The following is a 13,283-nucleotide window of genomic DNA, read 5'->3' on the forward strand; positions in this document are numbered from 1 at the left end:
GTTCAATATCTTATAATGATACCACGATGAAAGTAAGAAATTTTTTAATAGCTATTGTTTCTATAGCAGGAGGGTTCGCTTCTAATGCGCAATCTAATTTGCTTAATGCAAAAACACCTGCTCAGATAGGACTTAAAACACCTGCACAGCTTATCTCAGATAATGACAAGCCGTTGGCTTATGGTTACGTAGATGATAGAGATGTATTGATGGGAAAAACTACTTGGGAAATCATTGATTTGAATGAGAAAATTAATTTTCCATTATATTTTCCGGTAGATACAGCTAATATTGGCCCTGACAGACGTTCTCTATATGACGCTTTGACTAAAGCTATGAAAAATGGCAAAATAACTGAAGTGTATTCTGATAGTTATTTTAATACTAAAAAATCTATGAAGGACATCCAGGGATCATTGTCTCGTATTGATACAACGGATGCTGGTAGAGAGTTAATCAATCAATATCCTGATGACTACAAAACACATGTTGTGAAGAAAAAAGTAGTTACTGGTACAGGTAAAAAGAAAGTGGTAACTTATGTTGATGAAACAGTTCCGCCTTCAAGAACAGTTCCGGCTGAATATATCCTAAAACAAGACCTTACTGCAGCAGATGTAACGCAGTATAAAATTAAAGGATACTGGTATTTTGACAAACGTCAAAGTGAGTTGAAATATCGTTTACTAGGTATTTGCCCTGTAACACCGGACGTTTATACGATGAACAGTGACGAAAAGGATTATATCGAATTGTTTTGGATTTTCTATCCAAACTCAAGAGAAGCATTGCATGAAGCAAAAGCTTTTAATGACAGCAATTCGGCATTGCCAATTTCTTTCGATCAAATTTTAAATTCAAGACGTTTTAACGCTGTTGTCTACAAAGAAGAAAACTTGTACGGAGATCGTGAGATCAAAGAATACATGAAAGATAACGCACAAAATCAGTTGTTAGAATCTGAGAGAGTGAAAGAGAAGATCCGTAACTTCGAACAAGATATGTGGAACTATTAAGTTCTAAATCACATTATAACGAAAACTCTTACTATATTTGTAGTAAGAGTTTTTTTTTGCCCTTTATTTAAAGGTCAATTAATGGAGAAACTGGTGTAAGGGAATTTCTTCTCAGACTATCTACTAAATCTATATCAGCCTAATTTTTTATTTATTGTAGGAAAAATAACAATAAATTACGTAATTTTGCGTTTAATATGTTTTAACGGATATCATGATGAAAGTAAGAAATTTTTTAATCGCTATTGTTTGTGTCACTGCAAGTTTTGCTTCTACGGCACAATCGAATTTGCTTAATGCAAAAACAGCTGACCAAATTGGACAAAAGAGTCCTGCTCAGCTTATTTCAGACAACGACAAGCCATTGAGTTATGGTTATGTCGATGACAGAGATGTTTTAATGGGAAAGACAGTTTGGGAAATTATTGATTTGAATGAGAAAATCAATTTCCCGTTATATTTTCCTGTAGATAGTGCTAATATTGGTGCTGACAGGCGTTCACTTTATGACGTTTTAACCAAAGCAATGAGAACCGGTAAAATAACCGAAGTGTACTCTGATAGTTATTTTAATACTAAAAAAACTTTAAAAGATATTCAGGGATCGTTGTCTCGTATTGATACAACAGATGCGGGTAGAGAATTAATCAACCAATATCCTGATGACTTTAAGACGCGTGTTGTCAAGAAAAAAGTGGTTACAGGTGCAGGTAAAAAGAAAGTGGTAACTTATGTTGATCAAACAATTGAACCAACGAGAACTGTACCGGCTGAATACATCCTTAAACAAGATTTAACTGCAGCTGATGTTACGGAATATAAGATTAAAGGCTATTGGTATTTTGATAAACGTGAAAGTGATTTAAAATATCGTTTACTGGGCATATGTCCTGTAACTCCCGATGTTTATACTATGAATAGTGACGAGAAGGATTATATTGAACTATTCTGGGTGTTCTTTCCCAATGCGAGAGAGGTATTGCATGAAGCAAAAGCATTTAATGACAACAACTCAGCTCGCCCAATTTCATTTGATCAAATCTTAAATTCAAGACATTTTAACGCTGTTATTTATAAAGAAGAAAACATGTATGGAGATCGTGAGATCAAACAATACGTAAAAGACAATGCCCAAGATCAGTTGTTTGAATCTGAAAGAGTGAAAGAGAAAATTCGTAATTTCGAGGAAAATATGTGGAACTACTAAGTATCTGAATTACATTATAACAAAAACTCTTACTACCTTTGCAGTAATAAGAGTTTTTCTATTTTCACCCATTACATTATGCTTGATTATTTAATTGTAGGATCCGGATTAGCCGGAATTTCATTTGCTGAAATAGCGCTCAAAAACAATAAATCTATTTTAGTAATTGATAATAAATCGCAAGTGTCTTCAAGAGTTGCCGGTGGTTTATACAACCCTGTTATTTTGAAGCGTTTTAGTGAAGTTTGGAATGCCGAAGAACAATTAGTTATAATGGATGAATTTTACAATGAAATAGAAGCTAAATTAAAAACTAAGCTTAATTTTAAACTTCCTATTTTAAGAAAGTTCTTTTCGATTGAAGAGCAAAATAACTGGTTTGCAGCTTCTGATAAAAAAAATCTGGCACCTTTTTTATCTACAAAAATAATTTCAAAAAAATATAACGGTATAGATTCACCATATGATTATGGCGAAGTTTTGCATACAGGCTATGTTGATACGGCTTTATTATTAGATGCTTATAAAGAATATTTGCAAGAGAATAATTTACTGTTAGAAGAGTTTTTTGATTCTCTATATGTTGAATTTTTTGATTTTGGAGTTCAGTATAAAAATATAAAAGCACGTCATATTATTTTTGCAGAAGGTTTTGGTTTGCATAGAAATCCGTTTTTTAATTATTTGCCCTTAGATGGAACAAAAGGGGAATTGCTAATTATAAAAGCACCGGATTTAAATCTGGATGTTATTGTAAATACCAGTGTTTTCATCCTTCCAATGGGAAATGATTTATTTAAAGTAGGCGCTACTTATAATTGGAAAGATAAAACTGCTGACCCTACAGAAGAAGGAAAACAGGAGCTCGTAGAGCGAATTAAAGAAATCCTGACGTGCGATTTTGAAATTGTAGAGCATTTTGGCGGAGTACGCCCAACAGTAAAAGACAGACGTCCTTTAATTGGAACACATCATGAGCGCAAATCAATTCATATTCTTAACGGATTAGGAACTCGTGGCGTGATGTTGGGTCCGTCAATGGCAAAAGCCTTGTATGATCTTATCGAAAATAAAATTTCTTTACATCCTGAAATAGATATTCAGAGATTTCATAAAAAATATTTGAAGTCTTTTATTTCTGACCGGCCGTAGGATCATAAGAAACGAACATATTGATGTATAAGTTTCTCGAAAGTCTTAATACAAAAGGAAACAATACAATTAAAGAGATTACAATTGTTAAAAAAGATTGTTCGATAGTAGTTCCAAAAAATACAAATGAAACAATAAAAGCTGCAATTCCTACAGCAACATTCAATCCATAACTTACATACATTGCACCGTAAAAAAAGGAAGGTTCAATTTGATATTTTAATCCGCAATGTGTACAATGATCGTTCATTTTTAGAACTTTAGTCAAATGAAGCGGATTTTTGTCTGAATACATGCTTTCTTTTTGGCATTTTGGACAACTTCCTGTTAAAATACTATTTAGTTTGGATCCTTTTTTTAACATTTGCAAAAAATTAAATTACCCATTGATTTGGGAGTGTAAATTTACACAATCAATTAGTTATAAAATAACAATACATGCTTAATATACACAATCTTTCGGTTTCTTTTGGAGGAACATATTTATTTGAAGAAGTTACTTTTCGTTTAGGTGCCGGCGACCGCGTAGGTCTTGTTGGTAAAAATGGAGCCGGTAAGTCTACAATGCTTAAAATGTTAGCGGGAGATTTTGCTCCTGACTCTGGAGTTATTTCTCAGGAGAAAGATATCCGAATGGGTTTTTTACGTCAGGATATCGATTTTGAACAAGGAAGAACCGTATTAGAAGAAGCGTACGAGGCTTTTACCGAAATTAAGATTGTTGAAAAAAAACTGGAACAAATCAATCATCAATTGGTTACCAGAACTGATTATGAAAGTGAAGAATACAGCCAAATCATAGAAGATTTATCGGATTATACGCATCGTTTTGACCTTTTAGGAGGTTATAATTATGTAGGAGATACAGAGAAAATTCTTTTAGGATTAGGTTTCAAAAGAGAAGTATTCAATAACCAAACTGAAACATTTTCAGGAGGTTGGAGAATGCGTATTGAATTAGCCAAATTATTATTGCAGTCAAATGACGTTTTGCTTCTGGATGAGCCAACGAATCACCTGGATATCGAAAGTATTATTTGGCTAGAAAGTTTCCTGCGTAATTATCCTGGTGTTGTGGTAATTGTATCGCACGATAAAATGTTTTTGGATAATGTAACAAACCGTACAATCGAAATTTCATTAGGAAAAGCATACGATTTTAATAAGCCATATTCTCAATATTTAGAATTGCGTCATGAAATTCGTGAAAAGCAATTGGCGACTCAAAAGAATCAGGCGAAAAAAATTGAAGAAACAGAAAAGTTAATCGAGAAATTCCGTGCAAAAGCTTCAAAAGCTTCTATGGCGCAATCGTTGATTAAAAAATTAGATAAGGTAGAAAGAATTGAAGTTGATGAAGACGACAATTCTGTAATGAATATATCTTTTCCGGTTTCAAAAGAACCCGGAAGAGTAGTAGTTGAAGCCGAACATGTTACAAAAGCGTACGGTGATAAAGTTATTTTAAAAGATATTGATTTGTTAGTTGAACGTGGAAGCAAAATTGCTTTTGTGGGGCAAAACGGACAAGGAAAATCGACTTTTATTAAAGCGATTGTAAACGAATTCGAATATCAGGGAAACATCAAATTAGGGCATAATGTTCAATTGGGTTATTTTGCACAAAATCAGGCAGAATATCTGGATGGCGAAATCACTTTGCTTCAAACGATGGAAGACGCAGCAATGGACACGAACAGATCTAAGGTTCGTGATATGTTAGGTTCTTTCTTGTTTCGTGGCGATGATGTTGAGAAAAAAGTAAAAGTACTTTCAGGGGGTGAACGTAACCGTTTGGCACTTTGTAAGTTATTGTTACAGCCAATCAACGTTTTACTGATGGATGAGCCAACGAATCACTTGGATATTAAATCTAAAAATGTTCTAAAAGCAGCACTTCAAAAATTTGGAGGTACTTTATTACTGGTTTCGCACGATAGAGATTTCCTGCAGGGAATGTCGAATATTGTTTACGAATTTAAAGATCAAAAGATAAAAGAATATTTGGGCGATATCAACTATTTCTTAGAGCAGCGCAATCTTGAAAACATGCGTGAAGTCGAGAAAAAAGATGTTGCGAAAGCTGCTGCACCAAAAGAAAGCAATAAAACTTCATACGAAGATCAGAAGAAAGGTAAAGCGCTTCAAAACAAATTGAGTAAAGTTGAAAGCCAAATCAAACAATTAGAGAGAGACATTCAGCATGACGACAAATTGCTGGCTTCTAGTTATGATAAACATATTGAAGATGCTTCATTTTTTACAGCATACAAAAAAAAGAAGAAAGATCTGGATCAATTGCTTTTAGATTGGGAAGTTGTTCAGGAGGAGATTGATAATTTTAATGCTTAATTTTTTGTTTCAGGTTTCAGGTTTCAAGTTCTTATTGGAACGTGAAACCTGAAACCTGAAACAAAAAAACTACTTAATAATCCCAATAGATTTTGAGTGCATAATCGCCTCACTGCTATCTTTAAAGTAGCAAACCGAAACTTCTAAGCTTTCTAAATTTTTTAAAATAGTTTGTGTAGATTCTTTTTTGTGTTTGCCGGTTTGCCTGATATAAACGGCTTTTACCGTTACGGGAAATATTTTACAAATACGCTCGTACAAAACTGGATCGTGCTGAGAATCATCCCCCAATAAAACATATTTTAAATTAGGGTAAAACTCCAGAACATGTTTTATTTTATCAAATTTGTGATCGTGATTGCCTCTTCCGCTCATGAAAAAATCAGTTACGCCACGTTTAATATCTTTTAATAAAATAACAGCTCTTGGCAGCTGATGAATTTTAGTGAATTTTACAATAAACCGATATAAATTCCATTCGCTGCTTGAAATGTAAAAAAAGGCATTTTGTTCATCCTTATTGTATCTTCCGGCAGAACTCAAGGCTTGATAATGCGGCACAACATCTTTAAAAACCTTGCGGTCATTTACGTTTTTAAATAAAAGAATGTATATTTTTTTGAAGATATTCTTTGTGTGCGAAATCAGAAAAGTGTCGTCAATATCAGATATAATGCCCAGATTTCCGTCGTGAGGTCTAATAAAACTGTCCTTTGCAGTTATAACTTCAGATTCATATTTTATATTCACTTCATATTCCATCCATCCAAAATTAAATACTTTTTCGAGCGGAATACAAAATTTAAAATAACCATCATCAAGTGTTTTCGAGTGAATTTCCTGATTTCCATATTTAAGATAAACATCATGATTTTTAATGGTTTTTATCCTAAATTGATTGATTACAGAAGTTGCATTTTTGAAGTTTTTTTTCTGAAAATCATAATCATAAGTCCTTTTAAAAACATGTCCCATTACAATTAATTCTTGTTCATTGGCATAACCGCGATATAATTGTAGGATTGGTTTCATTAATTGTGTATTTTTATGTAGACTGTAAATTAATTATTTTAATTGGTTAAAAAAATAAAATTTTGAAAAAGAATATCATTTTTGTTGTAAACCCTATTTCGGGAGATCTGGATAAAACAGATTTAATTGAGGCTGTACAGGAGTTTGCGACCACAAATCATTGTGATCTGGAAGTTTATGAAACTAGCGGAACAAATGACTTAAAACAAATACAAGCGCTTTACGATCAATATAAACCGGAACGAATTATTGTTGCCGGCGGCGACGGAACTATAAAAATGGTTGCGGAAGCAATGGAACACCACGATATTATTATTGGCATTTTGCCAGCAGGTTCTGCAAATGGCTTATCTGTCGATTTAAATTTGCCAACAACCATCGAAGAGAATCTTAAAATTGCCTTTTTGAATCATTATATGGAAATGGATATGATTTGTATTAACGGCAAAAAAAGCATCCATTTAAGCGATATTGGTATTAATGCTGATTTGGTTAAAAATTACGAAAAAAGCAATCTGAGAGGGTTTTGGGGTTATGCGTTACAAGCGTATACAACTTTAGTCGAATCTGATGCGCCTTTTGTAGCGACTATTACCGCAAATAAAAAAACGGTCGAACATATGGCGAGGATTATTGTAATTGCTAATTCTCAAAAATATGGAACAGGCGTTACAATTAATCCAAACGGTGCTATGAACGATGGAAAGTTTGAATTGGTGATTTTAAAAAGTCTGGATATATTATTACTGGGAAAAATTATTACCGGAAATATGCCAATCGATTCGGATGATGTTGTGATTATTTCGACAGATAAAGCAACTATCAAAACAGATTATCCGGTTAATTTTCAAATTGATGGGGAATATTGTGGCGCTGAAACTGATTTAGAAATTCATATTTTGCACAAACAAATGAAAATTGCTGTCCCTTAAAAACTAAATTTCTTTATAAGGATTTCGCTCTTTCCAATCGGTTTTGGGTTCCAGATAATCAAACAATTTGCCAATATTTTTATTGATCAGGGCATTACTGTGCGTAATCAATCCGTACATTTTTAATGGTTTTGCGCCAACAGAACTTTTGATTTCGAGAGCGGTTCTGGCAAAGACTATTTCGGTAAAACCTTGATTTATAGAATAGGCAATCATGTCGTAAAGCATATTAAGATAGAGCATTTTTTCGCGCTGAATACTTTCGTCATAACCTAAGAAATACGTATCCATTATATTTCCGTTTTTTATTAAAGTATTAAAACCAATTAGTTTTCCATCTAAGAAATAACCATAAAAAAGAAAATTCTCTTTCATGATTTCTTTAAAAATACGGAAATGGTTTTGAGCAAGAAAAAAAGTGTTGAAAGGCGCATTTTTAGCAACATGAGAATAAAGTTCGTAGATTATATTTTCATGTTTTATAATATCGGACAAAGTCATTTTTCTTTTTTCGATTCCGTCCATCTTTTTTCGGGCACGTTTGTATTGATCGCGGTATTTTTTAGATAACGCATCAATATAATCTTGTTCTGTCTGCCAGTTTTTATTGATTTCAAAAATCATATTGGGTTGGGTCGAAAACGTAAAATTATTTTTAAACTCTGCTTTTAATGGTTCAATTGCTTTTTCGGTAAAATCTTTAATGCTGGTAATATGAACTTTTTTTCCAATGGACTTAAATTCTTTTTTAAGTTCATTAATGGCTTTATGAAGTGTTTTAATAATTTTTGTCTGATTTACATTTTCGGCAAACGAAAATGCATTTTGACCGGTGAGCATATTGTTGCCAATAAATAAAACATGCGAGGCAAATTTCTTGAAGGCAAAATTACGCACCGATGTTTTTAAACATTGGTCCCGTTCACCAAACGATTCCAGTTTTTCTGTAAATAGAAATTGCGTTAAAGCGATTCCGACTATTTTCTCATTTTTAAAAATCGCAATAAAATGACAAATCATATTTACCGGAGAAGATTTTTCGAGTACTTCGAGATATTCCCGCGTTAAAAAAATATTTTCTGTTGCAAGCGAATTCCATTCTGAAGGTAGTAATGACGCGCTTTTATATATTTGAAAAGAATAAGTTGTAGTCAAGAGTGGTTGCTAATTTTGTCAAAATTAGGTAATATTTATAATAACCCGTTTTGTTTAAGTTATTATTAAGAAAAACCCGTTTGAGATTTCGTTCAAACGGGTTTGTATTTTATGTTTTTATGCAAATGCACAAATGATACCGCCCATTAAAGTTAGCGTAACAAGCCAATATCCGGCGTGAATAAAAATATATTTCCATGATTTTCTCTCGAACAATCCATTAATACCAATTACTGGAAAAGCAAAAAATAAACCGGACATAAAGCCATGAAGCGCTCCGTGTTTAAAAGTACGATACGCAGTTCCGTAATCAGCCATAAAGGCTTGAAATGATGGTTTTGCGCTGTCAATTAAAGGCGGGCCTCCAACCATTCCGATGGCGCCGGATTGATGAATTGTTAATGACATAAGTGTCATCGTAATCATAACAGAAAAAACATAGGTTAACCCAAATATTTTGAGCATGTTTCCTGTTCGAAGTTCTTCTTGTGTAAAATTGTTTTCTTTCATCCAGATCGTTCCAAAAACTTTTGGATTGTACCAAATAAAACCGACTACAAGACTTACAACTGCAGCCACTAATAATGCGATAAAATTAATTTCCATAATATGAGGTTTTTATGATTAGTTGGTCAAATTTAATCAAAAAAATAATAGATTATAAATATTTTAATAAGTAGTAAAATTAGTATTAATTGTTTATTTATTAACAGTTTGTCGACATTGTATGATTTATATCTGTAAAAAGTATAATTTTACTGCGAAAAACAAACCCCAAATCTTGTTATGAAAAGCTTAGTCATGTTTTTTCTAGCTTTTGTTTTTTCAGTGAATAGTAATGCAAATTCTGTTTCAGAAAAGGAAAAAAATGCCTTAGTTAAATTTTACTACGCGACAAATGGATCGCATTGGAAAATAAAGTGGGATTTGTCTGCTTCTGTATCAAATTGGTATGGTGTTCAGGTTGAAAATGGAAAAGTGATCAGACTTAATTTGTCTGATAATAATTTGCAGGGAGAACTGCCTTCGGAATTTTTTACTTTGGAGAATTTAAAAGGCATCGATTTGCATCAAAATAATCTTAAAGGACAGTTGCCAAATGCAATTGGAAACCTGAAAGAACTTGAATTTTTAGATATTTCGGATAATAAATTGTCAGGAACATTGCCAAAATCGATTTGCGAATTAAGGAAGCTTAAAGATTTAGAACTTTTTAGAAATAAAATATCAGGTGAATTGCCATTGGAAATTGGAAAATTGAATCAATTGGAAATTCTTGCGCTGTTTAATAATGAAATTGAAGGTGATTTGCCCGATTCATTATATAAGATTTCGACATTAAAAGTGTTGCTTTTAAACAATAATAAGCTGTCCGGAGTTTTGAGACCTGAAATTATAAATTTTCATGCTTTAGAAAATTTAAGTTTATTTGATAATAATCTGGAAGGAGAAATTCCTACCGGACTTGAAAAATTACATAATTTAGCTGAACTGAATTTATCTTATAATAAATTTAAAGGAACTGTTTCTAAAAATATAGCTTCATTAGATTTACTGAATATGACGATGTTTGATGAAAACGGAAATCCGGTTTTATTAGAAATTAATACTGAAAAAGAAACTACAATTGTTACCCAAAATTAATCGTGCTTATGAATGAATTTTACTCTCGTTAACAAGTTGATTAAATATATTTAGTTAATTGTTGAAAACCGTAATTCGTTACGGTTTTTTTTATGCTTTACAATTTGCTTTTTTTGATATTTAGATGATAATTAGTACTTAAATCTGTTTAACCAAAAATAAAAATTATAGTAACTTTGCCATAAATTGAGATTTAAGGATCAGTTTGTAAAACAACTTATTTTTTTTCATAACTTTAATTTTGAATTCAACCCGAACCGAAGTTGGAGTGAAGAAAAAACTAATTTTAAAACTTTAAATACTAAAATTATGATCATACAGTATCAAGGTGAACAGTACGGAAAATCAACAACTTTTACGATAAGAATAATTGGTAACAATCTTTCTAAAAGCAGTTCTAATTATCAAATTGATTTGTTGGTAGGCGATAAACAATTGCCGACTTTTACAACTTCAATTCACCAAAGTTTATCGAATTGTTTAAAAGAAATTTATTTGTTTAGAAAACATCACGGTATAAAATTCAATGCTTCTTCAGAAAAAATTGCACCAAAGTTAGTGCCTTACGATTTGGTTTTGTTCAACTATAATAAATATGCTTTGTTCATGGCGTAAGCTATCGAATCTTATATAAAATAGAAAAGACTGTTCCAATATCTGAACAGTCTTTTTTTTAATACATATTTTTAATCTAAAGCTGCTCAGTTAATTTTAATCTAAAATTTTTAATTTTGTTTCTGACCGGAACTTCAAGAATGATATAACTAATGGCTGCAATTATTATCAATGCGAATAATCGAATAAAAAAGCCTAGTGTAAAATCTTCGACTTTGTCAATTTGAAAATATTTTTTTAATCTGTAATCTGTCATCCAAACCCAAACGGGGTATTGAAGAATATAAATTCCAAAACTAATTTCGCCTAAAAAAACGCAGATTTTGCTTTTAAAAATAGAAGTAAGTATTCCATTATTAAGAGAAATAAGTATAATAAGAGGGATGAAAAGTAAAGCCAGCATTCCGTTGTGATATATTAAACCGACTGGAAATTTTAATGCCAGAATGATTAGCAAAAGCACCATTAATATGCTCCAGTCAACATTTTTCTGACTTGCAGATAATCTGTTAATGAAATAAATACCTGCAAGATTTCCCGCCAAAAATTCATTTAAATGCATTAATGGGAAATAAAACAAATCTGTTGTGCTTAACGGAAATCCTTTAATTGGATTTGTGGGAATCATTATATGCAAAGCGATTTGACTAATTAGCCAAAATGAAACAATTGCAATTGTAATGGTTTTTATATTGAATTTTTTGTATACTGAATTAAAGAAAAAAGGAAATACTATATAAAAGAAACATTCTACTGATAATGACCATCCCGGAACATTTAGCGTTAATGCTTTTCCGGGTATCCAGGACTGAAGCATGAACAGGTTTAAAAAAAGATCCTGAAAATTAACTGTTTTTGACAAAATTAAAGGAATTAACACAAGAACAATACCTAACAAATAAACGGGATAAATACGTGCAAATCTGTTTTTTAGATATTCGAATGTATTAATCTGAGATTTGTTTTGATAGGCAACGATCATTACAAAGCCTGACAAAATAAAGAAATAGCTCACACAAACATTGGCTTGTTTAAGTAAAAAATCGACATATGAATTATTGAAAACATATGAATTTTTACCGTAGTGAAAAATAACAATCAATATTGCTGCAATAAATCTGGTGAAAGTTAATTGTTCAATCCTCATCATAAAGTAAAATTTTATTTCCCTGAATAATTAGGACAGCCAAAACATTTTTTGTCAAGGTTAAATTGATAGGTTAATAATAGCTCGTAAACACCGCCTGTTTTTCCAATATTTGAGGTGTTTATATCATATGAAAATCCTAGTTTTAAATGTTCATATTGTAATCCTGTAAAAAGGTTTACTGAGGTAAGAAGATTACCGCCAATTCCATTTTTAGCTGGATTTGTAACCGCTGTAGCGCCAAAAAACATTTTATCGAACAGGATAGAAGCTCCAAGATCCAGCCTGTTGTATTGGCCTTGCTGCATGTAATTTGAAGTGACAAACATTTTAGTTTCGTATGGTAAAAACAGCACGTCGATATATTTGGCAACCAAAAATTCATATCCTGCACTTAACGAGAAAAAGGTATTTAAAGGTGTGTTTCCGTTATTGCTCAGGGCGATATTTGGTTTATTTAAATGTTTCATCGAAAGACCAATCCAAAGATCATCGGTATTAAAAACCATTCCGGCAGACATATCAAAAAAAGTGATTTTGTCATTCGCATTTTTTAAAAACGGATCGTTTGTGTTTGGGTTATTCTGTCCTGTATTTATATTAATCTGATCTTCTAACAGCAAATTCTGAAAAGCAAAAGACTTTAGTCCAAAACCTGCTTCAATTGCCGGACGAAAATACCAATCATCATTTATTCGAACTCTATAAGCGTAATTGGCATTGACTTGTGTAAAATTATAATTGGTTAGATTTTCTCTTTGATTTAGTACACTTAATCCAATTCCGCTGTCAATACTTTCGATCCACGTGTTTACAAAAGCATAATCAGTATCTACTTTCAGATCCAGATCCGGCCATTGTTCACGATGTATAATTCCTGTATAGGTTGTTTCCATAAAACCGGAAAAACCTGGATTTAGTGTTTCGGGAATTAAAAAATATTGTGTAAAAATAGGATCTTGTGCTCTTGTTTCAGAATAAAAACAACATGTAATAATTATAATAAATAGTAATTTTAATCTCATTTCTCA

The 13,283-nt window shown here is 32.0% G+C and carries 13 protein-coding genes; 7 read left to right on the plus strand and 6 right to left on the minus strand.

What is annotated here, in order from left to right:
• Positions 1 to 26 precede the first annotated feature (26 nt).
• From gldN (OLM54_RS20600) to OLM54_RS20610, 3 genes are all read left to right on the plus strand, one after another.
• Positions 27 to 1,016 (plus strand): gliding motility protein GldN, encoded by a 990-nt coding sequence (gene gldN, locus OLM54_RS20600; RefSeq protein WP_264536406.1) that lies wholly within the window; start codon positions 27 to 29, stop codon positions 1,014 to 1,016.
• 217 nt (positions 1,017 to 1,233) lie between these two features.
• On the plus strand, positions 1,234 to 2,223 hold the full coding sequence (gene gldN, locus OLM54_RS20605; protein ID WP_264538590.1) for a gliding motility protein GldN: 990 nt from the start codon (positions 1,234 to 1,236) through the stop codon (positions 2,221 to 2,223).
• A gap of 78 nt (positions 2,224 to 2,301) precedes the next feature.
• Entirely contained in the window at positions 2,302 to 3,375 is a 1,074-nt protein-coding gene (locus OLM54_RS20610; RefSeq protein WP_264536407.1) for an NAD(P)/FAD-dependent oxidoreductase, read from the plus strand.
• Here the strand turns inward: OLM54_RS20610 and OLM54_RS20615 are convergent.
• The gene (locus OLM54_RS20615) at positions 3,356 to 3,739 is read right to left on the minus strand and encodes a DUF983 domain-containing protein (protein WP_264536408.1); all 384 of its coding nucleotides are present in this window, start codon (positions 3,737 to 3,739) and stop codon (positions 3,356 to 3,358) included. The two genes, OLM54_RS20610 and OLM54_RS20615, sit on opposite strands and share 20 nt — an antisense overlap.
• 74 nt (positions 3,740 to 3,813) lie before the next feature.
• On the opposite strand from OLM54_RS20615, the gene OLM54_RS20620 reads away from it, so the two are divergent.
• On the plus strand, positions 3,814 to 5,727 hold the full coding sequence (locus OLM54_RS20620) for an ABC-F family ATP-binding cassette domain-containing protein (RefSeq protein WP_264536409.1): 1,914 nt from the start codon (positions 3,814 to 3,816) through the stop codon (positions 5,725 to 5,727).
• 69 nt (positions 5,728 to 5,796) lie between these two features.
• Here the strand turns inward: OLM54_RS20620 and OLM54_RS20625 are convergent, their stop codons facing one another.
• A complete protein-coding gene (locus OLM54_RS20625; RefSeq protein WP_264536410.1) occupies positions 5,797 to 6,759 on the minus strand; it encodes an App1 family protein in 963 nt (320 codons plus the stop codon).
• Positions 6,760 to 6,821: 62 nt separating this feature from the next.
• On the opposite strand from OLM54_RS20625, the gene OLM54_RS20630 reads away from it, so the two are divergent.
• A complete protein-coding gene (locus OLM54_RS20630) occupies positions 6,822 to 7,691 on the plus strand; it encodes a diacylglycerol/lipid kinase family protein (protein WP_264536411.1) in 870 nt (289 codons plus the stop codon).
• 3 nt (positions 7,692 to 7,694) lie between these two features.
• Here the strand turns inward: OLM54_RS20630 and OLM54_RS20635 are convergent, their stop codons facing one another.
• Both OLM54_RS20635 and OLM54_RS20640 read right to left on the minus strand, forming a co-directional pair.
• Entirely contained in the window at positions 7,695 to 8,846 is a 1,152-nt protein-coding gene (locus OLM54_RS20635) for a GNAT family N-acetyltransferase (RefSeq protein WP_264536412.1), read from the minus strand.
• A gap of 117 nt (positions 8,847 to 8,963) precedes the next feature.
• Positions 8,964 to 9,452 carry a DUF1761 domain-containing protein gene (locus OLM54_RS20640; RefSeq protein WP_264536413.1) on the minus strand — a complete coding sequence of 163 codons (489 nt, stop codon included), beginning with the start codon at positions 9,450 to 9,452 and terminating at the stop codon, positions 8,964 to 8,966.
• A 195-nt stretch (positions 9,453 to 9,647) separates the two neighbouring features.
• Here OLM54_RS20640 and OLM54_RS20645 point away from each other — a divergent pair, with 195 nt between their 5' ends.
• Together OLM54_RS20645 and OLM54_RS20650 are read left to right on the plus strand one after the other, a co-directional pair.
• On the plus strand, positions 9,648 to 10,490 hold the full coding sequence (locus OLM54_RS20645; protein ID WP_264536414.1) for a Two component regulator three Y domain protein: 843 nt from the start codon (positions 9,648 to 9,650) through the stop codon (positions 10,488 to 10,490).
• A 309-nt stretch (positions 10,491 to 10,799) separates the two neighbouring features.
• On the plus strand, positions 10,800 to 11,105 hold the full coding sequence (locus OLM54_RS20650) for a hypothetical protein (protein ID WP_264536415.1): 306 nt from the start codon (positions 10,800 to 10,802) through the stop codon (positions 11,103 to 11,105).
• 76 nt (positions 11,106 to 11,181) lie between these two features.
• Here the strand turns inward: OLM54_RS20650 and OLM54_RS20655 are convergent, their stop codons facing one another.
• Both OLM54_RS20655 and OLM54_RS20660 read right to left on the minus strand, forming a co-directional pair.
• A complete protein-coding gene (locus OLM54_RS20655) occupies positions 11,182 to 12,255 on the minus strand; it encodes an acyltransferase family protein (protein ID WP_264536416.1) in 1,074 nt (357 codons plus the stop codon).
• A gap of 11 nt (positions 12,256 to 12,266) precedes the next feature.
• Entirely contained in the window at positions 12,267 to 13,277 is a 1,011-nt protein-coding gene (locus tag OLM54_RS20660; protein ID WP_264536417.1) for a type IX secretion system membrane protein PorP/SprF, read from the minus strand.
• Positions 13,278 to 13,283 lie beyond the last annotated feature (6 nt).

This window comes from Flavobacterium sp. N1736 (assembly GCF_025947065.1).
GTDB lineage: Bacteria > Bacteroidota > Bacteroidia > Flavobacteriales > Flavobacteriaceae > Flavobacterium.